The organism is Comamonas sp. FUJ_7, assembly GCF_057369555.1.
Genome location: NZ_JBXXZI010000001.1, coordinates 118,724 through 140,325, shown reverse-complemented (window position 1 = coordinate 140,325; position 21,602 = coordinate 118,724). Strand labels below are relative to the sequence as shown.

At 58.5% G+C, this 21,602-nt stretch carries 21 protein-coding genes, 1 pseudogene and 1 riboswitch; of the genes and pseudogenes, 3 read left to right on the top strand and 19 right to left on the bottom strand.

Annotated features, from left to right (window positions below; genetic code table 11):
- Window positions 1-124 precede the first annotated feature (124 nt).
- From cobO to AC2I9W_RS00650, 7 genes are all read right to left on the bottom strand, one after another.
- Entirely contained in the window at window positions 125-694 is a 570-nt protein-coding gene (cobO, locus tag AC2I9W_RS00680; RefSeq protein ID WP_486408168.1) for a cob(I)yrinic acid a,c-diamide adenosyltransferase, read from the bottom strand.
- Between the two features lie 63 nt (window positions 695-757).
- Window positions 758-1,555, bottom strand: coding sequence for an ABC transporter ATP-binding protein (locus AC2I9W_RS00675; protein WP_486408167.1), 798 nt, complete (start codon window positions 1,553-1,555; stop codon window positions 758-760).
- Window positions 1,552-2,577, bottom strand: coding sequence for a FecCD family ABC transporter permease (locus AC2I9W_RS00670; protein WP_486408166.1), 1,026 nt, complete (start codon window positions 2,575-2,577; stop codon window positions 1,552-1,554). The genes AC2I9W_RS00675 and AC2I9W_RS00670 overlap by 4 nt, the downstream gene beginning before the upstream one ends.
- 2 nt (window positions 2,578-2,579) lie before the next feature.
- The gene (locus AC2I9W_RS00665; protein ID WP_486408685.1) at window positions 2,580-3,425 is read right to left on the bottom strand and encodes an ABC transporter substrate-binding protein; all 846 of its coding nucleotides are present in this window, start codon (window positions 3,423-3,425) and stop codon (window positions 2,580-2,582) included.
- Window positions 3,426-3,490: 65 nt separating this feature from the next.
- A complete protein-coding gene (cobU, locus tag AC2I9W_RS00660; protein ID WP_486408684.1) occupies window positions 3,491-4,072 on the bottom strand; it encodes a bifunctional adenosylcobinamide kinase/adenosylcobinamide-phosphate guanylyltransferase in 582 nt (193 codons plus the stop codon).
- A gap of 48 nt (window positions 4,073-4,120) precedes the next feature.
- Complete coding sequence (locus tag AC2I9W_RS00655; RefSeq protein ID WP_486408165.1) at window positions 4,121-5,539, bottom strand: cobyrinic acid a,c-diamide synthase CobB; 1,419 nt, start codon at window positions 5,537-5,539, stop codon at window positions 4,121-4,123.
- Between the two features lie 4 nt (window positions 5,540-5,543).
- Entirely contained in the window at window positions 5,544-7,448 is a 1,905-nt protein-coding gene (locus tag AC2I9W_RS00650) for a TonB-dependent receptor domain-containing protein (RefSeq protein ID WP_486408164.1), read from the bottom strand.
- 70 nt (window positions 7,449-7,518) lie between these two features.
- Window positions 7,519-7,758, bottom strand: a riboswitch (cobalamin riboswitch).
- 242 nt (window positions 7,759-8,000) lie between these two features.
- On the opposite strand from AC2I9W_RS00650, the gene AC2I9W_RS00645 reads away from it, so the two are divergent.
- Together AC2I9W_RS00645 and AC2I9W_RS00640 are read left to right on the top strand one after the other, a co-directional pair.
- Window positions 8,001-8,210, top strand: a complete 210-nt coding sequence (locus AC2I9W_RS00645; protein WP_158394239.1) for a DUF904 domain-containing protein — start codon at window positions 8,001-8,003, stop codon at window positions 8,208-8,210.
- A gap of 42 nt (window positions 8,211-8,252) precedes the next feature.
- The gene (locus AC2I9W_RS00640) at window positions 8,253-8,636 is read left to right on the top strand and encodes a cell division protein ZapA (protein ID WP_486408163.1); all 384 of its coding nucleotides are present in this window, start codon (window positions 8,253-8,255) and stop codon (window positions 8,634-8,636) included.
- Between the two features lie 343 nt (window positions 8,637-8,979).
- On the opposite strand, the gene AC2I9W_RS00635 is transcribed toward AC2I9W_RS00640, so the two are convergent.
- From AC2I9W_RS00635 to hemN, 6 genes and pseudogenes are all read right to left on the bottom strand, one after another.
- Window positions 8,980-10,227, bottom strand: a complete 1,248-nt coding sequence (locus AC2I9W_RS00635) for a helix-turn-helix transcriptional regulator (protein ID WP_486408683.1) — start codon at window positions 10,225-10,227, stop codon at window positions 8,980-8,982.
- 175 nt (window positions 10,228-10,402) lie between these two features.
- The gene (locus AC2I9W_RS00630; protein ID WP_486408162.1) at window positions 10,403-12,892 is read right to left on the bottom strand and encodes a sensor domain-containing protein; all 2,490 of its coding nucleotides are present in this window, start codon (window positions 12,890-12,892) and stop codon (window positions 10,403-10,405) included.
- Window positions 12,889-13,860, bottom strand: coding sequence for an HD-GYP domain-containing protein (locus AC2I9W_RS00625; protein ID WP_486408682.1), 972 nt, complete (start codon window positions 13,858-13,860; stop codon window positions 12,889-12,891). Before AC2I9W_RS00625 ends, AC2I9W_RS00630 begins: the two co-directional genes overlap by 4 nt.
- 66 nt (window positions 13,861-13,926) lie before the next feature.
- Window positions 13,927-14,124 (bottom strand): annotated as a pseudogene (locus AC2I9W_RS00620) (DUF3391 domain-containing protein); the annotation flags it as partial.
- Between the two features lie 111 nt (window positions 14,125-14,235).
- A complete protein-coding gene (locus AC2I9W_RS00615) occupies window positions 14,236-14,949 on the bottom strand; it encodes a sulfite exporter TauE/SafE family protein (RefSeq protein WP_486408161.1) in 714 nt (237 codons plus the stop codon).
- A gap of 3 nt (window positions 14,950-14,952) precedes the next feature.
- Window positions 14,953-16,335, bottom strand: coding sequence for an oxygen-independent coproporphyrinogen III oxidase (gene hemN / locus AC2I9W_RS00610; RefSeq protein WP_486408160.1), 1,383 nt, complete (start codon window positions 16,333-16,335; stop codon window positions 14,953-14,955).
- A gap of 267 nt (window positions 16,336-16,602) precedes the next feature.
- On the opposite strand from hemN, the gene fnr reads away from it, so the two are divergent.
- Window positions 16,603-17,325, top strand: a complete 723-nt coding sequence (fnr, locus tag AC2I9W_RS00605) for a fumarate/nitrate reduction transcriptional regulator Fnr (protein ID WP_158391023.1) — start codon at window positions 16,603-16,605, stop codon at window positions 17,323-17,325.
- Window positions 17,326-17,386: 61 nt separating this feature from the next.
- On the opposite strand, the gene AC2I9W_RS00600 is transcribed toward fnr, so the two are convergent.
- From AC2I9W_RS00600 to ccoO, 6 genes are all read right to left on the bottom strand, one after another.
- Complete coding sequence (locus AC2I9W_RS00600; RefSeq protein ID WP_158391022.1) at window positions 17,387-17,650, bottom strand: hypothetical protein; 264 nt, start codon at window positions 17,648-17,650, stop codon at window positions 17,387-17,389.
- Window positions 17,651-17,906: 256 nt separating this feature from the next.
- On the bottom strand, window positions 17,907-18,212 hold the full coding sequence (locus AC2I9W_RS00595) for a FixH family protein (RefSeq protein ID WP_158391021.1): 306 nt from the start codon (window positions 18,210-18,212) through the stop codon (window positions 17,907-17,909).
- 128 nt (window positions 18,213-18,340) lie between these two features.
- Window positions 18,341-19,783: a cytochrome c oxidase accessory protein CcoG gene (ccoG, locus tag AC2I9W_RS00590; protein ID WP_486408159.1), complete on the bottom strand. Its 1,443-nt coding sequence runs from the start codon at window positions 19,781-19,783 to the stop codon at window positions 18,341-18,343.
- 82 nt (window positions 19,784-19,865) lie between these two features.
- Window positions 19,866-20,777: a cytochrome-c oxidase, cbb3-type subunit III gene (gene ccoP / locus AC2I9W_RS00585; protein WP_486408158.1), complete on the bottom strand. Its 912-nt coding sequence runs from the start codon at window positions 20,775-20,777 to the stop codon at window positions 19,866-19,868.
- Between the two features lie 27 nt (window positions 20,778-20,804).
- A complete protein-coding gene (locus AC2I9W_RS00580) occupies window positions 20,805-20,942 on the bottom strand; it encodes a cbb3-type cytochrome oxidase subunit 3 (protein WP_003063128.1) in 138 nt (45 codons plus the stop codon).
- A 17-nt stretch (window positions 20,943-20,959) separates the two neighbouring features.
- On the bottom strand, window positions 20,960-21,592 hold the full coding sequence (ccoO, locus tag AC2I9W_RS00575; protein ID WP_158391018.1) for a cytochrome-c oxidase, cbb3-type subunit II: 633 nt from the start codon (window positions 21,590-21,592) through the stop codon (window positions 20,960-20,962).
- Between the last annotated feature and the right edge of the window lie 10 nt (window positions 21,593-21,602).

Below are 21,602 nucleotides of genomic sequence, written 5' to 3'. Positions count from 1 at the left end.
AAACTGGCCCTGCCCAACTCAGAGATGCCGAGCAAGAGCCGCCTCGCGGCGAAGGCATCGTCCCCCTCCCGCATTGCGAAGCAAAGCGAGAGAGGGGGAAGGCGCAAAGCGCCTCAGGGGGCGACTAGTCTTCTATCCCCCGCTGCGCAGGAACACCCGCCTTGAAGGCGTGCTTGATCATGGTCATCTCGGTTACCGTGTCAGCCATGTCGATGACTTCCTGCGGGCAGCGGCGCCCCGTCAGGCAGACATGCACTTCCTTGGGGCGGGCAGCCAGCGTGTCCAGCACATCCTGCAGCGGCAGCCAGCCGTAGATCAGCGGATAGGTGATCTCGTCGAGCACCACCAGAAACAGCTCACCCGAGAGAATATCGGCCTTGGCCTTTTCCCAGCCATCGCGTGCCAGCTGAGCGGAATGCTCCAGGTCCTTGCTCTTCCAGCTAAAGCCGTCGCCCAGCCCTTCAACGGGCAGGCCCACCTTCTCGGCCAGGCGGTGCTCGCCAAAGCGGGCCGTGGGCACCTTCATGAACTGATAGACCTTGACGGCCTTGCCACGACCCAGGGCGCGAAATGCCAGGCCAAAAGCGGCCGTGCTTTTGCCCTTGCCGTCGCCGGTGTTGATGATGATGAGGCCGCGGCGCTCACCTTCGGGCTTTTCATAGGGCTTTTCGGAGGGAGGGGTTTCAATATTCATAGCTACTCACGCTTACCCATCAATGGCTTGATGGCAAAAAGGCTTAAAAAATTAGTCTGGTTCTCAGCTCAAACGCGGCAAAGCCAGCCACAGGCCGTCCAGCGCTCGCACCTGTATGCGGTGGTCGAACACGGCCTCCAGAGCTGCATGGCTGGCCGGGTCGCTGCACGCGCCCTGATGGATGACGTGGCCGTCCTGCATCACGACCATCTCGTCGGCCAGCAAGGCAAACGACAACTCGTGCAGCACGCTGACCACAGTCACGCCTTGCTGAACCAGATCACGCGCCGTCAGCATCCAGTCGGTCTGGTGCGGCGGATCGAGGTTGGCCAGCGGCTCGTCCATCAGCACGGTCTGGGCCTGCACCGCCAGAGCCCGCGCCAGCAGCACACGCTGGCGCTCTCCGCCCGAAAGCTGGCCAATGCTGCGCTGGCGCCATTCCCAGGCATGGGTTTGGCGCAGTGCCTGCTCCACGGCCTGCTTGTCCTCGCCAGAGGCCGGGGCCAGCCAGCCTTGATGTGGCAAGCGCCCCAGCATGACCACGTCATACACGGCCATATCCGCCGACACCGACTGGTTTTGCCCCAGCCAGGCCAGCGCCTTGGCACGGTCACGCCCATTCCACTCGTGCAGCTTGCGACCTTGCAGCAGCACATCACCGCTTTGCTGCTGGTTGGCAGCGCGCATACCGGCCATGGCTCTGAGCAAGGTGGACTTGCCCGCACCATTGGGGCCAACGATGGCCGTCCAGCGCCCCTTGGGAATTTGCAGACTGACCTGGCGCAGTACTTCGCGCTCGCCCAGTTGTACGCACAAGGCTTCGGTGGCGATGGCCTGCGGTCTGTGTATGCCTATGTTCATGCGCCCTCCCCGCCCGCCATGGCTCCGCGCTTGTGCATCAGCCACAGCAAATAGCTGCCGCCCAGAACGGCTGTGAGCACGCCCACGGGCAGCTCCTGCGGGGCAATCAGCCAGCGGGCCAGCAAGTCTGCGGCCAGCAGCAGCACACCGCCCATCAGGCAGCTGAGCACCAGCAGCCAGCGGTGCAATGCACGCACCATGGAGCGCACCAGGTGCGGCGCCGCCAGCCCCACAAACGCAATCAACCCGGTCTGCGCCACGGCAGTGCCCGTGGCCATCGCCAGCAGCACAATCAGCAGCAGGCGCAGCGGTGCCAGCGGCAAGCCCAGGCTGTGCGCCGTGGCTTCGCCCAGCGCCAGACCATCCAGCACCCGGCTCAAGCACCAGGACAAGGCCAGTGACGGCAGCAGCACCCACAGCATCAGCGCGCAGGCGTTCCAGCCTGCAAAAGCCGTGCTGCCCAGCATGAAGGACTGCATGGCCTGCATGATGTCCGGGTTCATCAAGAGCACCAGCGATGCCGCCGCTCCCAGCACCACGCCCACCACCACGCCAGCCAGCAGCAGGCGCATGGTGTTTTGCACGCCCTTGGCCAGCACCAGCGTCAGCACCACGGCGGTCACGGCCCCGGCAAATGCAGCGCCTGTCACCCCCCAACGGGCCAACCCCGCCAGGGCAAACGGAGAAACGCCCAGCGCGGCCATGGCCAGCGCCACACCCAGCGATGCGCCAGAGGCACTGCCCAGCAAATACGGATCGGCCAGCGGATTGCGAAACACCCCCTGCGCCACCGCCCCCGCCAGCCCCAGCAGACCGCCGGCCAGCAAGGCCGCTGCGGTGCGCGGCAGGCGAATATCCATCACGATCTGCCAGGCCAGCGGGTCATGGCGTGCCTTGAGCACGCTCTCAAAGCCCGTGCTACCAATGCCTGCGCCCAGCAAAGCCAGCAAACTGCCCGCCAGCGCCAGCCACAGCAGCAGCCAGGGAGCAGACAGCCCGTGCACGGATGCTTTTCGGCTCATGCTCATTGCGGCTTGCCCTGCTTTTCAGCCACGGCCTGTAGGCAATGCGCCATGATGCGGGCACCTTCGGCCATGCGTGGGCCGGGGCGAATCAGCACATCCGAGTCCTCGGCCCTGAAAGCGCAAATCGCGCCCTGACGCACGGCCCGCATCTGCGCCCAGCCCGGGTACTCGGGCACACCGGTTTTCCACGAACGCTCGCCCGCCATCAGGATGTCAGGATCGGCCTTGACCACATATTCAGGATTGATGCGCGGAAACGGCCCCAGCTTGGGGTCAATCACATTGCGCATATGCAGCCGTGTCAACGTCTGACCGATAAAGGACTGCTCGCCCGCCGCAAACGGGCCGCGGCTGGCTTCAAAGTACACACGCTGGCCACGGATGCCTGGGGGCACGCTGGCCGCGGCCTTGGTCAGATCGGCTTCGATACCCGCCCAGACCCGCTCCGCCCCCTGTGCAGGCGGCAGGGCCAGCAGCACACCAATCTGTTGCAGCACCGTACGCGCTTCTTCATGCGTGCGGGGCTCCAGCGCCACCACCTTCAGTCCCAGTGCCTCCATGCGCGCCACCGAGCGTGAAGCGACAGATGCCAGCACCAGATCGGGCTTGAGCGCCACGATGGATTCAATATTCGGGTCCAGCCCGCCGCCCACCACAGGCACGGTCTTCACATGGGCCGGCCAGTTGGAGTAACGATCCACGCCCACCAGACGCTCACAGGCGCCCAGAGCGCACAGGCTCTCGGTCAGCGAAGGCAGCAGGCTGACAATGCGCTGTGGCGGCTTGGACAGCTGCACCTGCTTGCCTCGCGCATCGGTGATCTGCACGGTCTGAGCCCAGACCATGGACGCACCACAAAGCAGCACGGGCACCGCCAACGATGCAGCCAGCCAATGTTTGACTTTGAGCTTCATGCCTGGGGACCTTTCAGCGCCAGCGGCAGGCCGGCGCACATCAGCGTGGCGCTTTCGCAATGCGCGGCCACTTGCTGATTGAGGACCCCCAGGGCATCGACAAAGGCCCGTACCTCTTGCCCCATGGGAATGACACCCAGGCCGATTTCATTGCCCACCAGAATGACCGGGCCTTTGGCCTCATCAATTGCTTTCAAAAAGAGAGCTAGCTGCGCTTTCCAGTCCTGGGCTTGAAGCTGTTTTAACTCAGAATTTTCTTCTGCCACCGGCATCAGCCAGTTGGTCAGCCACAAAGTCAGGCAATCAATCACCAGTAGGTGCTGAGGGTGGCTGTGCTGTGCCAGCACGGCAGCCAGGTCGCGCGGCTCTTCCACCGTCTGCATGCCCGGCACACGCTCGGCGCGATCACGCTGGTGGCGGGCAATACGCTCGCTCATCTCTGCATCCCAGGCCTGGCCCGTTGCGACTAGGGTGGCCTGATGCCCCGCATCGGCTGCCAGCCACTGGCGCGCCAGCAGTTCTGCACGGCGGGACTTGCCGCTTTTCTGACCTCCCAGAATGAACTGGGTACGCGGCATGACAAAGGTGGAAGTACTTGCAGGACTCATGGTGATGGACAGAAAAGCTCAGCCTTGGATTGTTGCGCCAAAAAGCGCCGCCACAACCGATGGGCAGGATGGGAACCAGGCGTGAAAGTAAGTGGCTCGCACACTGCCTTGCTGGTACAGGGCTTCGCCTCTGTCGGCCTGCACCGCAGCGCCAGGGCGGCTGCTGCGGGTCAGCACAGGCATGGCCGTCTCCAGCCGCGTGTAATGAAAGGTATGGCCACGCAACACGCCTTCACCAAGCACCAGTTGCTGCATGCCCAGCCCTCCCAGACGACTTTGCATGATGACCTGTGCGGGCAGCAGGCCCCACATGGGCTTCGTGCTGCCATCAAGCGCCGTGACGCCATCGCACAAGGCCAGCATCCCGCCACATTCGGCCCAGACGGGCTTGGCTTGCGCCACATGGGCCGCAATATCGCCTCGCAAGCGCTGGTTTGCGTGCAAGGCCGGGGCATGCAGCTCAGGGTAGCCACCGGGCAGCCAGAGTGCATCGCAAGGCGGTAGCGCTTCTCCCGCCAGCGGCGAGAAAAAGCACAACTCGGCCCCCATGGCGCGCAGGCAGTCCAGGTTGGCCGGGTAAATAAAAGAAAAAGCAGCATCACGCGCAATGGCAATGCGCTTTCCCTCCAGCAAAGGCGGTAGCGGGGGCTTGCTTTGCGCCCCTGCCTGGGCAGGCCCTGCAAAGTTTACACACCAGTCTTGCCAGCTCGGCTGGCCGTCTTGCGCCAGCCACGGGCGCTGGCCCAGCGGGGTCTGAGCGAGTGCATCGGCTACGGCATCCAGACGCTGCATGGCATCGCCGAGTTCATGCGCTGCAATCAGGCCCAGGTGGCGCTCCGGCAGCAAGGCTGCCTGCTTGGCTTTGGCAACGGGCGCGCCCAATTGCACGCCGGGCATGGCGCCCAGCCACAAAGCGGGGTCACGCAAGCCTTGCTGGAGCAGATCGGCATGATGAGCCGTGGCAACCCGATTGGCCAACATGCCGGCCCAGCGCAAGCCACTTTGGTAATGCTGCAAGCCATAGGCCAGCGCCCCGAAGGTGCCCGCCATGGCCGATGCATCCAGCACCGCCAGCACGGGCAAGTCCAGCAACTGCGCCAGATCAGCTGCACTGGGACTGCCATCGAACAGGCCCATGACGCCCTCGACCAAGATCAGGTCGGCCTCTTGCGCTGCCTGATGCAGGCGCTGGCGCACATCGGTCTCGCCCGTCATCCACAAATCCACCGAATGCACGGGCGATCCGCTGGCCAGCTCATGCCAATACGGATCCAGAAAGTCTGGCCCGCACTTGAACACACGGACCTTGCGTCCCTGGCGGGCATGCAGTCTGGCCAAAGCCGCGGTCAGCGTGGTCTTGCCCTGGCCCGAGGCCGTAGAACTGATGAGCAGCGCCGGGCAACGCGCACCTGCTTCATGCATTGCGGTGGTAGTCATGGCGTCAGCGAGCCTCCCACTTCACACCGATGTAGCCATTGCGACCTTCGGTGGCATAGGTTCTGGCCAGCTCATAGCGCTTGTCAGCCAGGTTGTTGATACGCGCCACCAGGCTCCACTCTCGCGTGAGCTGCTTTTGGGCACTCAGATTCCAGAGCGTGTAGCCGCCCAGCACGTTCTTGTTGGCCCCATCATCAAAGCGCTTGCCCGCCGTCTGCATCTCAGCACCCAGCTTCCAGCCTGCCACCATGGTGTCGGCTGACAGGTTGGCGTAGCGCTTGGCGCGGCGTGCCAGCTGCAAGTCCTTGTCGGTATCGCGCGGATTCTGGAAGTCCACCGAGCCTTGCAGGTTCACGCTCCCCAGACGGGTGGTTGCCGCCAGCGTGATGCCTTCATAACGGGCCTTGGCCACGTTGGCATAGCAACCGCCCTTGGGGCCAGACAGCGCCACACTGGAGCAAGTGCCTTTGCCACCCACATAGTTGATCAGGTTGCTGACGTTGTTGCGATAAATAGTGGCCGAGAAACTATCGCTGCCCTTGCCCCACTTCAGGCCCAGCTCCACGTTACGGCCTTTTTCAGGTTGCAGTGCAGCATCGCCATACTGGCTAAAACGCTGATACAGCGTAGGTGCACGGAAGGCGGTTCCGGCCGAAGCCGTGGCACGCCAGTTCGGCATGAATTCATAGCCATACGCGGCGCTGCCGGTCGTGTGCCCACCAAACTCGCTGTCGCGATCATGGCGCGCATTGAGCTGCAGCGTGTGTTGCCCTTGATGCAGGCCATAGCCCAGTGCCAGGGCGTTTTGCGAACGCTCACGGGTGCCCGTGTCCAGTCCGCTGTTGACCAGCTTGTCTTCACGGCGCTCCAGTGCTGCCGTCACCGTCTGCGCACCCAGCTTCCACTCATTGTGAAAGAGATAGCTGTGCAGGCGCGTATCGGTTTCGTAAGGACTGGGTTTAGTCTGATAAAAGTCACGCGACTGCGTGTACTGCAAACGGCTGCTGTAGACATCGCTCCACTTGGCCAGCCAGCTCATGCCTACGGCACTCATCTTGTAGATGCTGCGGTCATCGGCTGCGCTGGTGTCATACCCCGCATTCATGTAGCTGGTCAGCGCCGTCGCTTCCACACGGTGGGCCTTATTGATCTGATAGCCCATGCGTGCATTGAAGGCATTATTGCGATAGCCATCGGCATCGGGGTTGGCCGTTGCCGTGGTTCTGGCGTTAAAGCCATTGCTGCTGGCATGAGAGACACCCAAGCTGTAGTCCCAGCCCCCTTCGGCTCCACTGACTCCCGCCTGTGCCTTGACCGTGCCACGGCTTCCCCAGCCCAAGCCCACATAAGGCTTGGCCTTGCCCTCCCCCTTTTTGGTGAAGATCTGCACCACTCCGCCAATCGCGTCAGAGCCATAGACCGCAGCAGCCGGGCCGCGCAGCACTTCGATGCGGTCTATCGCCTCCAACGGAATATCCTGCCAGGAAGCTCCGCCGGTGGACTGCGAGTCCATGCGTACGCCGTCAATGTAGACCGCCGTAAAGCGCGTCTCTGCACCGCGCAGATAAATACTGGTCGTAGAGCCTGCCCCTCCGTTGCGCACCATCTGCACACCTGGCAGACGGGTCAGCACATCGGCAATGCCAACTGCGCCTGCGGCTTCAATGGTTTCTCTGTCCACGATAGACATATCGGCCACCAGGTCAGACAGTGGCTGCTCAATGCGATTGGCCGTGACCACGGTTTCTTGCAGATGCACGGAGTCTGCCAATGCCACTTGCTGCGCTTGTGCCAGCGATGCCATGGTCAGCAGCGATGCCAAAACGGTGGGACGAAAAACCGAGGGGAAAGATGCGCACACGCGCGAAGCCTGCTGTGCGGCGCACAGAGACGAATAATGCGAACTCATGGAAAGCGAACCTGAACACGCTCCTGCCAGCCTACCCGCCGACAATGAGCAAACAGTGCCTGCACTTGATGCAGACACACCCATGTTGGCCGGTATCCGGGCTAGGCGAATCATCCTCTTACCAGCCTTCCCAGCGCTGAGCGCCAGTGGCTATGAGGGAAAAGGTGGAATGCTCGGCACTCCATTCGCCGACCGTTGCGGGGGCAGCGCAGGCTCGGAGAGGCCAGTGTTCTGGCCAGCTCCTCCCTGCTTCCCGTTGAACTGAGACCGCAGAAGAGCAGCCTCGAGCACCAACAGCTGCGCATTGTAATAAGCCTGTCGGCCCCTCCATCGTTCGATCGAACTAAATTATCTGCCGTTCAGGTGACGATTTTTTACTTTAAACAGCATCTTGGGGCAGACAGCGCCTGCGTATAGCGCTACGATTTTGAAAGAGACCAGCAAGTTCCCAACTGCACTGCTCAAGCAAGGCGATTCCTCGGCACAAACAGCCAAATTTGCCTGCATATTTACATCCATGCCCAGACTGCAAGACCTACAATGGCAGAGTCTATGACCACCCAGCCCTCTATTGATCTCATTGCCGAGCGTGTTGAGCGTCTGCTGGTGCGCCACGAGGAACTGCAGCGCACCAACACCCTGCTTACCGATCAGGTCATTGCTCTCACACAAGAGCGCGATTTGCTGCGTCTGCGCCTGCAGGCTGCGCGCGCTCGCGTTGATGCACTGATCGAACGCCTGCCCGCCAACCAGGGCGAGTGACCTCGTCACTTTCACCCATAACCAGACCCGCCACTGACGCCCATGAAGCAGATTGATGTGCAAATCATGCAGCAAAGCTATGTGCTGACCTGCCCCGATGGTCAAGAAGAACGCGTGCAAGAAGCTGCCCACCGCGTGGACGAGGCCATGACCCGCATTCGTGACAGCGGCAAAGTTCGATCGCGCGAACGCGTGGCCGTCCTGGCCGCTTTGAACATGGCTTTTGATGTTCTTGACCGCGATGCACAACAGGCTCACACGGCTAGCGCCGAGGCAGAAATGCACCACCTGACACAGCAGCCACCTGAAGTCGATGCCGAAGCTGCCCAAGCCCTCCATGCCGAGCAGCAACGTCAGGAAACTCTGGCGGCACAATTGATGCTCAAGCTGGACGAAGTCCTAGAGTCAGACACCCGCCTTCTTTAAGCGCTTCACCCGAATGACTCAATGGCATTTGAGTGCACAAGGCACCTGAGCAGACGTTAAAATGAGAACGTCTGCAAATCTGCCGGTTTTTATATTTCCTTGAACCAATGCTCATTGAGCACGGGCTTGATACATCACCTATTGAGCGTGATCGTCTCGCGTCAGATGAACCCAACGATAGGTTGCTCTTGCCCACCTGAACCTCCGGTTCAGGATGACGAACCGGCGGCATTTGCAGACACCTATTTTTTGTTGCTTGCTTCATTACTGCTGGAAACAAGCAACTACCCACCTTGAAAGATCCGCTCTGCGGATCTTTTTTTATTCTCCCTCGGCTGGGCCATCAGTTCCCCAGCCATGCCACGCTATTGAGGAACAGGCGCACCAACTCTGTTTGCCTGCGCACCCCCGTCTTCGAAAAGATAGAGCGCAAGTGAGCTCTTGCCGTATTGGGCTTGATACCCAAGGCCTCTGCAGCCTCCTCCAAAGACATCCCATTGCTCAAATGTGTAGCTACGGCCGTTTCTGCAGGAGTCAGATGAAAAAGTTGCTGCGTGAGCTTGACTGGAGGATCGGCCTTGCCCGTTGTGTCGCGTAGAAAAACCGCGACACTGGGACGCTGTTTGCCCTCCGTCCACTCATCAGGGGAAATACTCTGCACCACCACTCCCCAGTTCAACTGACCTGACTGGCGAGTGATGGACATACCTTCCATCATTGAGGTACGAGCCATTCTGGGAGAAAGCAGCGCATCGCGAATGAGGCGCTGCAGCTTGCGATTGTCATTGGCATAAACGGCCTCAAGTGCACCGTTATTGATTCTGATTCCGTCACCTACATTCAAGATCGTTTTCGCGGCAGGATTGGCCTCAATCATCCTCCCATTCTGATCAAGAATCACCACCCCCATCATCAGCTGGGCAGTGGCTCGCCCGTACAGCGATATGACCTGCCGGTCTCGGTGCAGGTTCAGTTGCAGGTTCAACACTCTCTTGAGATGAGGCACCAGCATCCGCACGAGATCACGCTGCCTCTGCTCAAAGGCACCAGTAGTGCCTGCCCTAGTGATACGCAAACCATAGGAGCAACCGTTATCGGTGGAAACATCAACTGCCAGTATGTGCTCAATCCCCACACCCTTACACCACTCTGTGTAGTAGCGACAGGCATGCCATTCAGCCTCCGTCATCACATCCAGCAAGGTGACAACGCTATCCTTGGCAATCCCCACAAAAGGGCTCCATTGGGCATATGGGTCATAGGGCATGACCTCCGCACGACTACCTGTCGCGGAAATGACCCAGCCGAGATTCTCGCCATTGGGATCTCTTACAACAAGAGAGGCAAAGTTACCTGCCGCATGGGAGCGCAAAAGTTCGAGAAAGAGCTTCCATTCCTGAGGATCTATCGCTGTTTCATACAAGGCAGAAATCAGCTGACTCAAGCTCTCAGTACTAATGACTGCATCACCTTCTAGTGCCTTAGGGCAAACAGACTCAGATCCCCCAAGCACATGGAAGCGGTTAGCCGCCTCCACAGGGGTTCCAAGATAGCTATAGAAGTCAAAAGTTGCGTAATCGCTTTTGGGCATTTGCTCTCTCAAAAAATCCGGCCCATCAAGCTGCTCAACTCCGAGCACGCTCACAGCAGCTCAACACCCCGCGTCCAAACTTCAGCTTGGAAATAAACGGATTGTTCTGCATTCGCAGCGATCACACATCGTCAACTCAGACGATAAAGACTTGGAAGATGAGAGCCCCGAGTGCTTATTGCAAGCCGGAGATGCGGGTATTCCCCTCATCCTCACCTAAGTCGTACGACTGCCACTGCGGTCTACTCTGCGACGCGCCCTGCTCAAGCCGTCTCCTGAATTGATCTGCAGGCAAGGCCGGCGAACACAGGTAGCCCTGGAAATAGTCTCCTTTCATTTGATCAATTGCGAGGCATTGCTCTTGCGTCTCCACCCCTTCAGCCACAAGCTCCACACCTAACGCCTGCCCCATGCTGATAATGGCTCCCACAATCGCCTTGTCCCCGGCATCATGCGGCAAGCCACGCACAAAGCTTTGGTCAATCTTGATCTTTGAGATCGGCAGCTTCTTGAGGTAAGCCAAACTTGAATAGCCTGTGCCAAAGTCGTCGATCACCAAGCTCACACCAAGCTCCGCAATTTGGTGCACTCGCTGCGCCATTTCCTGCGCCTCCTGCAACAAAATGCTCTCCGTCAACTCAAGCTCCAGCCATCGGGCCGGTAAACCGCTGTCTTTGAGAACACGGGTCAAGCGGTCTACAAAATCAGGCTGTCGGAACTCCAGTGCCGAGACATTGACCGAGACCTTGACAGGCGTCCCCGCGGCCTGCCAGCGGGCTGCCTCCTGTACAGATTGCTCCAACACCCAGGCATCAAGCGCCACCACATAGCCAGACTCTTCCGCCAAAGGGATAAAAGCAGCAGGTGATATGACACCTAGTTCAGGATCTGTCCAGCGCAACAGCGCTTCTGCAGCCACAATTCGGCCCGAGCGGATATGCACCTGGGGCTGGAAATGCACTGCCATATGCCCCTTGCTCAAGGCTTGTCGCATGGAGTGCTCCAGCTTCATGCGCGAGAGCAGGCCCGCGCTCATCTGAGGCTGATAAAAGCTGAAGTTGCCGCGCCCACGCTCCTTGACTCGATACATGGCAATGTCAGCCTGGCGAATCAACTCATCCAATGTCAACCCATCCGCCGGGAACTGAGCGGCACCGATGCTGCACTGCACGGAAAATCCTAGTCCGTCCAGCATGAGCGGCTGACGCATCTCCTCCAAAATACGAGCGGCTACCGCAGAAGCTCCTTCCCCCGTGCAGCCACTCAGATAGATAACGAACTCATCACCGCCTTGGCGGCAAAGTATGTCGGCAGGCCGCAGCAGTGCACTCAGTCGTTGAGCCACCAGCTTCAGCACCCTATCGCCAAAATCATGACCCAAAGAGTCATTGATGATCTTGAAGCGATCAAGATCCAAAAACAAAATACTGAAAGGCTGGGAACTGAAGCGGGCTGCAGCAATTACGGTCTGCACATGACGACTCAGATGCTGCCGATTAGGCAGCCCCGTCAAAGCATCGCTGTACGCCAATTGCTCAATCTGCTGCTGGGCACTGCGTTGCATCGTCATATCACGCATGAAGCCTATGCTTTGCATCAAGCGACCATAGCCATCTCGCAAGGCAACCCAGGAAAGCCAGACAGCACAGCGCTGGCCCTCACTTTGCTTGAGCCAGAGATTGCCCTCCCAAAAGCCCCCGACCTCCCAGCACTCAGCAGCTTGCTGCCACAAATCCTCCACCTGCCCGTTATCGGACTCAAAAATGGTCCAAGCGGAGCGCCCCAGCACAGTCATACCATGCAAGAGCTGTACACCTGCGGGGTTTACCTGCACGATGACCCCATGTGCATCAGCGATGAAAATGCCATCCAGACTGGACTCAAAGACCCGTGCTGCCAGACGCAACTCTGCAGCCGAATTGGACTCCACCGTAATGTCCCGGTAGGAATAGATACGCCCTATTGCAACACCGCGGCTAAGCTGAGGCACTGACCTGCGCTCTAGCACTCGCCCACTTCTAAGCTGCAGCACTTCAGAAGTTTGCGGCACAGACAGATCCTGTGCACCCTGCAGCAAAGTGAACTGACTTTCGCAGCTGACCGTCTGCTTCTCAAGATGCGCGAAAATCGCGCCATCGTCTCTGTGAAGCAGCAGCGATTCAGGCAACTGCCACAGATCGGCAAAACGGTGATTAAAAGCACGAATACCGCCACGCAGATCACAGACCAGCATGCCATCTGCAGCCGACTCCAGAGTGGCGCGCAACTCTGACAGCAGCATGTCCAACTCACTCTCGTGGCGCAACTGCTCACTGCAGTCAAGCATGGTGAGCATCAGCAATTGCGAATTCTGGGCAACCGCATTCACCCCCAGTTCCACAGCTAGCAGCGAGCCGTCAGCACAGCGAATTTCAGAAAGAAATTTCGCCCCACCCTGCCAGTTGGATTCGTCCTGCCAGAACGCTTTTTGCACAAGGGATGCACACAGCACTTCGACGTACTGCTCCTTGGCCTGAGCTGCCGTATAGCCTGTGAGCTGTACGCTTGCTCCATTGGCATGAATCACCCGCAGCGTCTGCACATCCAGCAGCCAGACCCCCTCTTGCAAGCCCTCAAGCACCGAGACCAGCAAAGGATCGACATGAAAGCCTTGCTGCGAATTCACACAATGTCCTTCTCGGCTGTTGAAGCTACAGAACTATCGAAGAAATAACAGAGTCTTCGCTGCGGCAAAAGAGCTTCAAGCACTGTTCTTGGAAGCTGATTGCGCGTCAAGCCGCGGCGAATACCCAAACCCACGTAGTCAAGCAAATCGACATGCTGCAGCATCTTCTCTGCCTGCTGGTCATACACCAGCACTTGGGGCTTCAGAGACTGGCTTGTATTGACGGAAACGACCACCCCTACACGCGCATCACTGAGTTCGACCAGCGAGCCGGGAGGATAAATACCAAGAGCCTGCACAAATGCCTTGAGTACATGTGGCGCATAGCGCTGCCGATATTGTCCGTACAGCGCGGTCATGGCTTCATGCGGAGTCATCTCAAAGCCATGGATGGGCAAGCTACAAAGGCGTTCGAAATTATTGCTCAGCGCCAGAATTTGCCCTGCCAGCTCCATATCAGCAGCCAACAATGCCAATGGAAAGCCAGAACCATCGGCCCACTCATGGTGCTGGGCAATGGCAGTCGTCACTGCAGGCGAATAGCCCATCGACAGAGCCAACGACACTGACTCGCCCACATGACAGGCATACCCTGTCTCTCTCAGCAGGGTGACATCGTCGCTTTGATTCAAGGCATTCGCTGATGCAGCGATATTCAAGCCCGACTTGCCCATGTCATGCAGCAAAGCTGCCGTACCCAAGTCTTGCAATGCCTGCCCGCGCAAGCCCAGCGTCTTTCCCAGCAACAAGCTCAGCACAGCCACATTCACACCATGGATGCTATGCGTTGCACCGCCTGCATCTGCAAGAAGGTGCAGGCTCAAATCCCTGTCCTGTGCCAAATCGACCACCTGCTGAGCGATCAGTACGTCTGTCACTTCTCTGGCTTTTGCAGGACTGTCCAGCAGCAAGGCCTGAATATCATCAAATATCGAGATGGCGCCCAGATACCGAGACTGTGTGGTCAAGATATTTTTTCGCCAAGCATCCACGCCAAGACATGGCACCTCTGCAGACTCTAGCTTTGCGCCTGACTCCAAGTCAGTGGCATCGCTCTTAGACAAGTCAACCTGTACGGCAGAGAGCCCCAGAGTTTGAATCGCATTCAACTGCTCTTGCGTCACAACTTTGAAGCTGTTCACGGGAAACGGATGCCTCAGCCAGCCAGTCTCCAGGTGGACGTGCATGCCAATACGCAGCTGTCCTATATCAATAGCAACAAAACGGTTCACTTTGGGCGCTATACACAAGATGAGACATTATTCCGCAGTTCCAGGGTTCATCGCATCAGACTAAGGCCTGTTGGGATGCAAACAACGCTGCGGACCCCTGCTTCACCCTTCTTATCGGCACCAAAGGCTGGGCTTGTAAACCAGATCCATCCAAAGTGCCCAGCTTGCTACGCCAATCAGCATCAAACCTGCGATTCTGGTTCCCCATTGGGCACGCACGGCATTGATTCTTGACTGCCCCAGCTGCCACAACCAAGGTCCTGCCAACAGCCACACCGCGCCCCCTACGGCAAAAGCAGCCATGGACAAAGCGCCTTGCCAGGCACCGCCACTCAAAGCCGCCACCAACACCGCCGAATAGAGCAATCCGCAAGGCATCAGCGCCCAGACAAAGCCTGCAGCCAGACTACCGCCCGGCGCCGTAACCCAGGGCTGAACCCGAGCCCAGACAGAGCGTCCCGCGCGCTCCAGCCATGCTGGCTGACGCGCCTGCACCACCATGGCAAGTCCCCAAGCCATGACTGCTACATGCATCAAAGTCCAAAGCTTTTGCAACGCCGTCGTCTGGCTTGTCACCCAGGACAGACTCTCCATGGCCACGGCCGCAATTCCGCCAAGCAGCGCATAGCCAGAAATTCTTCCCATATGGAACAACGCAGTGCGAAGCCATTGACGACTTTGCAGGCCACGCACGGCAACTACCTTCTCTTCGCTGGCGGCTTTGCCACCGACCACAACACTGCAAGGCGCAGCACACATAACAAGACAATGGGGCCCGCCAACGAGCCCCATGATCAAAGCAGTCCAGACCAGCGAAAACAACATGCGCTAGATGATGCGCGAAAAGCGTGCGCGGTTCCTGTCTGCCTGCAAATATCGGTCAAACAGCATGGCTACTCCACGCACAAAAAACCATCCCAGTCCCGTCACCTTGAAGCCCTCTTCCGATATCTCCAGCAGACCGTTGCGCTGCATCTCTTCCAGCGCCTCCACTTCTGCAGCGAAGTATTCACGGAAATTGATCAGCCAAGCCTGCTCCATCGGCTCATACAGCACCGAGCCCTGGCACATGATGGACATGATCACGGCGCGGCGCACCAGATCATCGCGCGACAAGGCCAGGCCTCGCTGCACAGGCAGGGCATCGCCATCAATGGCGTCGTAATACTCTTCCAGCGTCTTGACGTTCTGGCTATAGGTCGCTCCGACCTTGCCAATGGCCGAGACCCCCAGCGCAATCAAGTCACAATCCGGCTGCGTGCTGTAGCCCTGGAAGTTGCGATGTAGACGCCCCTGGCGCTTGGCAATGGCCAGCGAGTCATCGGGTAAGGCAAAGTGGTCCATTCCCACATAAACATAGCCACCTGCCATGAAGGCATCGATGGCTCCGGAGAGCATGTTCAGCTTGTCCTGCCCCATGGGCAGATCAGCAGACTCGATACGACGCTGGGGTTTGAAGCGCTCAGGCAGATGCGCATAGGCATACAGCGCAATGCGATCGGGGCGCAGCTCGTTGACCTGCTGCAGCGTGCGCGCAAAGGACTCTGGCGTCTGTTTGGGCAAGCCGTAGATCAAGTCCACATTAATGGAAACAAAGCCCAGACGGCGAGCTTCCGCCACCAAGGCAAACACTTGTTCGGCTGGCTGCTCGCGATGCACAGCCTTCTGTACGACAGGATCGAAGTCTTGAACACCAAAGCTGAGGCGATTGAAACCCATGTCTCGCAAAGCTTGCAATCGCTCATTGCTCACCGTGCGCGGATCGACCTCGATCGAGTACTCACCCGCAGGGTCCAGCTTGAAGTGCTCTTGCATCAAGCCCATGAGCTGCTTCAGTTGAGCATCACTGAAAAAGGTGGGCGTACCACCACCAAGATGCACCTGACTGACCAATTGCCCCTTGCCGCAATGCTCGGTATGCATGGCCAGCTCACGCTCCAAATAGCTGAGGTACTCACCCGCCTTCTCGTGGTGCTTGGTGACGATCTTGTTGCAGGCACAGTAGTAACACAGTGACTCACAGAAGGGCACATGTACATAGACGGACAGTGGCAAGGCACGTGTGCCGGAATGCGTTTTGCGCTGCTTCAGAGCCAAAATATAGTCATCTGCACCAAAAGCCTCAACAAAACGGTCAGCTGTTGGGAACGATGTGTAGCGTGGGCCGGGAATATCGAAACGGCTCAGCAACTCAGGCGTGACTGCGGTCATAACTAGGTGCCAGGTAGTGCTCACACCCGATGAAAGCAAGGAGTCACAACATATTTTGCGATGAATCTCCTGCCTCGGATGCCAAAAAGCGCATGTTTAAAAACGAATACTGGCAATGTGCCCCAAGGCAATGCCCCTGTCCTTGATGAAAATCAAGAGAGCAAGAGGCAAGTGCTGCGACAATTTGATCCATCTCATTACAAACCACGAGGTCAATGACCGGCGCGACTATCACTCAGTGTCTGTCAGTGCCGCTGCTGAAAGCCCATGAATCTTCAGACCATCAAAGCATCCTGCTCCAACTGCAATCTGCGTGAACTGTGCATGCCCATGGGCCTGGACGATGAACAAATGGAGCGCATTGACGAAATTGTGGCCACGCGCCGCAAGGTCAAGCGTGGCGGACTGCTGTTTCGCAATGGCGAAGAGTTCACCTCGCTGTATGCCATTCGCACTGGATTCTTCAAGACCAGTGTCGCCACCGAAGATGGCCGTGACCAAGTCACCGGCTTTCAGATGGCAGGTGAAATCATCGGCCTTGACGGCATCGTCAACGACCACCACACCTGTGACGCCGTGGCACTTGAAGACGCCGAAGTCTGCGTGATGCCCTTTGACAAGCTCGAACAGCTCTCGCGCGAGGTCACTGCCCTGCAAAACCACGTGCACAAGGTCATGAGCCGCGAAATCGTGCGCGAGCATGGTGTGATGCTGCTGCTGGGCAGCATGCGCGCCGAAGAGCGCCTGGCCGCCTTTGTGCTGAATCTGGTGCAGCGTCTGTCAGCCCGCGGCTTCTCCAAGTCGGAGCTGGTGCTGCGCATGACGCGTGAGGAGATCGGCAGCTACCTGGGCCTCAAGCTGGAGACGGTGAGCCGCACCTTTTCCAAGTTTGCCGAAGAAGGCATCGTCGAAGTCAAGCAGCGCCATCTGCGCATTCTGGATACCGAGGCACTCAAGCGCATCGTCAACAGCCAGCAGTGTCATAACTGAGGCCACAGACTCAGCTGCATTCACCCCAAAGCCCGCATCAGCGGGCTTTTTTCTGGGTTCTTTATTCGGACAAAGGCTCGGAGACGATGCCTGCGTTGAGTTCACTGACAGAGCGGCCCAGCATGACCGTCATCAGCCCTCCAGCCAGCGTCACACCCCAGAAGGCAAAGAATGCCAAGGTATAGACAGCACTGCGCGACCAGTCCAGCGGAGCCCCCAGCCAGTGCACGTCCAGCGGGTCAACAAAGGCAAAAACCACCATCTCCATGATTGCCGCCGCCAGAAAGGCCGGCCAGACAATCCACATCCAGCGTCGAGCATCCATAGTGAGTCTCCTGGGTTTGCGGGATAGCCTTCATTTTGCACGGGCCATTTAACATTTCCATATAGAACTTCGGGCATGCACCGTGGCGGGAAACCCGTATTACTCCTTTTTCATGAGCTAATAGCGCTCATCCTGCTTAGAAATCAAGTCTAAATTTCTTTGAAATGACGGCAGGGAAAGCGCTTTCAGCTCACATTTTTGAAATTCCATGAAAAAAGGCCGCAAAAGCGGCCTCATGGAAAAGATGTGAAAGGACTCAGCGATCCAGCGGATGGTCCTTGGCTGGGGTTGCCGCATGGTTGCGCCCTGTAATGGCGGGAGCCATGTTTTTTTCCGTCTCGCTCAGGCGCTGATTGATCTCGATGCCATGACGATAGTAGTCAGGATCGATTACGGGATCAGGCTTGCTCATGGCAATATAGGCGGTGACAAAGCCCGCAATCACCACGATCACGGGGCCTGCAATGACCAGCCAGACATGGGCAAACTTCCACCAGGGTTTGCCGTCCTCGGGGTGAATGATTTTGCCCGTTTGCAGGGGTTTGGCTTGTGCTGCCGACATGTTGAAACCTTTTTTCGAAATTCTGGCAGGCCCGCTGCTTAAGGCAGCAGGACTGCGCAAATTGTTGCCGATTGGCGATGTCCTTGTCCGACCTCCGTCATGCAGGCGAAAGGCCGGTTCCGAGAAAGTTAGCGCGGCACCAGGAACACGGTTTTCTCTGAAATGCGCCCGGCTCCTGCGGTCACTGCATCCACATTGAAATACACGGTGTGCGAGCCGGAGTCTGCGGAACCATAAGGAATCTGCAGTCGCACGGCAATGCCGCGTGTCTCGGCCGGGCCTACCGTCACCTCCTGATCAGAAGCCACTTCCAGGTTTTCCAGTCCTACCGCAGTGATACGGTAACGCTGCTCGGTTTCCGTGGCATTCATGATCTGCAGGCGGTAGACGTTCTCCAGCTTGCCGCCCGCCACAATACGCGAGAGAGCGGCGCGGTCACGAATCACATCCACCTTGAGCGGCTCGCGCAGCACCAGGCTGGCGATCATGGCACCACTCAGGCCCAGCAGCACTGCCGAATAAATCAGCACACGCGGACGGAAGATGCGGCGAATCACCTGCGCATGTTTCCAGGCCTTGGCCACGGCGTTCTGCGTGGTCAGGCGGATCAGGCCGCGCGGATACTCCATCTTGTCCATCACGGAGTTGCAGGCGTCGATGCAAAGACCACAGCCAATGCATTCGTACTGCAGCCCCTTGCGGATATCGATACCCACAGGGCAGACCTGCACGCACAGCTTGCAGTCAATGCAGTCACCCAGGCCTTGCGCCTTGTAATCCACATCCTTCTTGCGAGGGCCACGATTTTCACCACGCTCAGCGTCGTAGCTGACGATCATGGTGTCCTTGTCGAACATGGCACTCTGAAAGCGTGCATAGGGGCACATGTACTTGCAGACCTGCTCGCGCATATAGCCGGCGTTGCCATAGGTGGCGAAGCCATAGAACAGCACCCAGAAAATCTGCCAGCTGCCCTGCAGCGCCATCAGCTCGCCGCCCAGCTCGCGAATGGGCACAAAATAGCCCACGAAGGTAAAGCCGGTCCAGACAGACAGCGCAATCCAGAGAAACTGCTTGAGCGACTTCTTCCAGATCTTCTCGAAAGTCCAGCCGCTCTTGTCGATGCGCATGCGAGCACTTCGGTCCCCTTCGACCTTGTTCTCGATCCACATGAAGATCTCGGTGTACACGGTCTGCGGGCAGGAAAAGCCGCACCATAACCGCCCGGCCACGGCGGTGAACAGGAACAGCCCCAGCGCACTAATGATGAGCAAGCCCGTCAGATAGATGAAGTCCTGCGGGTACAGCACCAGGCCAAACAGGTAAAAGCGGCGCGCACCCAGATCGAACAGCACCATCTGGCGCTCACCCCACTGCAGCCAGGGCAGGCCGTAGAAGACAATCTGGGTCAGGAACACCATGGCCCAGCGCCAACGTGAAAACACGCCACTGATCGCCCGCGAGTACACCTTTTGCTCGGAGGCAAACATGGGCACCATCTCCGGGCCGTTTGCATGAGGCTCAGGGGTGATCGGGATGACTTTGCGAGGTTTCCCTTGGTCGCACGGCATCACAGTTCCTTAATTTTTTTGTAATTACTGAAAATTGAAATGTGAAAAAGGCGGTGCCTGAGCACCGCCTTTGATCTACACATTACTTGGCGTCTTGCGTATTCGAGAGACTCCAGACATAGGAAGCCAGCACGGCGATTTGCGCCTCGGTCAGCTTTTCCTTCTGGGCAGGCATCTCGTTCATCTTGCCATTGTTGACGATGTTGACGATGGCCGCCTCACCCCAGCCGTGCAGCCAGATGTCATCGGTCAGGTTGGGAGCCCCCATGGCGGTGTTGCCCTTGCCATCCATGCCGTGGCAGGCTGCGCAGGCCACGAACTTGGACTTGCCTTGCGAAGCCTTGACGGCATCGTGAGGGCTGCCAGACAGGCTCAGCACATAGTGGGCCACGTTGCGCACATCATCAGCCGTGCCCACGGCAGCAGCCATGGGAGGCATGACGCCGATGCGACCGTTGGTGATGGTTTCCTTGATCTTGTCAGGAGTGCCGCCATGCAGCCAGTCACCGTCTGCCAGGTTGGGGAAGCTCTTGCTGCCGCGTGCGTCAGAACCGTGGCACTGAGCGCAGTTGTTCATGAACAGACGCTCGCCAATAGCCATGGCCTGGGGATCCTTGGCCATTTCTTCGGTGGGCATGCTGGTGAACTTGGCGTACATGGGCTCCAGATCCGCCTTGGCCTTGGCCATTTCCTTCTCGTAGGCACCGGTCTGGCTCCAGTTCAGCTTGCCGCCGAAACCGCCCAGGCCTGGGTAGGCTGCCAGATAGGCCAGACCAAAGACCACGGTGATCACAAACAGACCCATCCACCACTTGGGCATGGGGTTGTTGAGTTCGCGCAGGTCTTCGTCCCAGACGTGGCCCGTGGTGTTGTCGCCAGCGGAGACCACCTTCTTGCGGGCCACCAGAATCAGCAGCAGCAAGCAGCCGAAGATGCCGATCAGCGTAATCGCCGCGACGTACACCGACCAGAAATTGTTAATGAAATCGCTCATGGGATGTTCTCGTTGTGGTGATCAGACTCAGTCTTCCAGGAATGGAACCTGAGCTGCCTCGTCAAAACGGGCCTGGTTGCGGCGGGCATACGCCCACCACCAGATGCCCACGAAACACGCCAGCGATGCCAGCGTGGCCACGATACGCATGGTGGTGATATCCATTTCCAGCCCTCTTTCTCTTATTTGACAGCGCGGCCCAGGACCTGCAGATAGGCGATCACAGCCTCCATCTCGGTCTTGTCCTTGACGTCGGCCTGAGCACCAGCGATTTCCTCATCGGTGTAGGGCACGCCCACGCGGCGCAGCGCCGTCATGCGCGTTGCCACAGCCGTGTCGTCCACCTTGTTGGTTTCCAGCCAGGGGTAAGCAGGCATGTTGGACTCGGGTACCACGTCACGCGGGTTGTTCAGGTGAATGCGATGCCATTCGTCGCTGTACTTGCCGCCCACACGGTGCAGGTCAGGACCGGTACGCTTGGAGCCCCACTGGAAGGGGTGGTCGTACACGAACTCACCGGCAACCGAGTAGTGGCCGTAGCGCATGGTCTCGGCGCGGAAGGGGCGAATCATCTGCGAGTGGCAGTTGTAGCAACCTTCGCGCAGATAGACGTCGCGGCCCATCAGCTGCAGCGGTGTGTAGGGCTTGAGGCCCGCCACGGCTTCGGTCGTGGACTTCTGGAAGAACAAAGGCACGATTTCCACCAGACCACCAATGGTCAGCACAAACAGTGTCAGCGCGATCAGCAAGAAATTGCTGGTCTCGATCTTCTCGTGGGAAAAGCTCTTGGGAGCTGCGTTATTTTGATCAGACATTGCTTTTGCT

Bases quoted from the DNA above. Each gene is read 5' to 3' on its own strand.
- cobO (WP_486408168.1), bottom strand. From the start codon at position 694: ATGAATATTGAAACCCCTCCCTCCGAAAAGCCCTATGAAAAGCCCGAA.
- AC2I9W_RS00675 (WP_486408167.1), bottom strand. From the start codon at position 1,555: ATGAACATAGGCATACACAGACCGCAGGCCATCGCCACCGAAGCCTTG.
- AC2I9W_RS00670 (WP_486408166.1), bottom strand. From the start codon at position 2,577: ATGAGCCGAAAAGCATCCGTGCACGGGCTGTCTGCTCCCTGGCTGCTG.
- AC2I9W_RS00665 (WP_486408685.1), bottom strand. From the start codon at position 3,425: ATGGTCTGGGCTCAGACCGTGCAGATCACCGATGCGCGAGGCAAGCAG.
- cobU (WP_486408684.1), bottom strand. From the start codon at position 4,072: ATGCCGCGTACCCAGTTCATTCTGGGAGGTCAGAAAAGCGGCAAGTCC.
- AC2I9W_RS00655 (WP_486408165.1), bottom strand. From the start codon at position 5,539: ATGACTACCACCGCAATGCATGAAGCAGGTGCGCGTTGCCCGGCGCTG.
- AC2I9W_RS00650 (WP_486408164.1), bottom strand. From the start codon at position 7,448: ATGAGTTCGCATTATTCGTCTCTGTGCGCCGCACAGCAGGCTTCGCGC.
- AC2I9W_RS00645 (WP_158394239.1), top strand. From the start codon at position 8,001: ATGACCACCCAGCCCTCTATTGATCTCATTGCCGAGCGTGTTGAGCGT.
- AC2I9W_RS00640 (WP_486408163.1), top strand. From the start codon at position 8,253: ATGAAGCAGATTGATGTGCAAATCATGCAGCAAAGCTATGTGCTGACC.
- AC2I9W_RS00635 (WP_486408683.1), bottom strand. From the start codon at position 10,227: ATGCCCAAAAGCGATTACGCAACTTTTGACTTCTATAGCTATCTTGGA.
- AC2I9W_RS00615 (WP_486408161.1), bottom strand. From the start codon at position 14,949: ATGTTGTTTTCGCTGGTCTGGACTGCTTTGATCATGGGGCTCGTTGGC.
- hemN (WP_486408160.1), bottom strand. From the start codon at position 16,335: ATGACCGCAGTCACGCCTGAGTTGCTGAGCCGTTTCGATATTCCCGGC.
- fnr (WP_158391023.1), top strand. From the start codon at position 16,603: ATGAATCTTCAGACCATCAAAGCATCCTGCTCCAACTGCAATCTGCGT.
- AC2I9W_RS00600 (WP_158391022.1), bottom strand. From the start codon at position 17,650: ATGGATGCTCGACGCTGGATGTGGATTGTCTGGCCGGCCTTTCTGGCG.
- AC2I9W_RS00595 (WP_158391021.1), bottom strand. From the start codon at position 18,212: ATGTCGGCAGCACAAGCCAAACCCCTGCAAACGGGCAAAATCATTCAC.
- ccoG (WP_486408159.1), bottom strand. From the start codon at position 19,783: ATGCCGTGCGACCAAGGGAAACCTCGCAAAGTCATCCCGATCACCCCT.
- ccoP (WP_486408158.1), bottom strand. From the start codon at position 20,777: ATGAGCGATTTCATTAACAATTTCTGGTCGGTGTACGTCGCGGCGATT.
- AC2I9W_RS00580 (WP_003063128.1), bottom strand. From the start codon at position 20,942: ATGGATATCACCACCATGCGTATCGTGGCCACGCTGGCATCGCTGGCG.
- ccoO (WP_158391018.1), bottom strand. From the start codon at position 21,592: ATGTCTGATCAAAATAACGCAGCTCCCAAGAGCTTTTCCCACGAGAAG.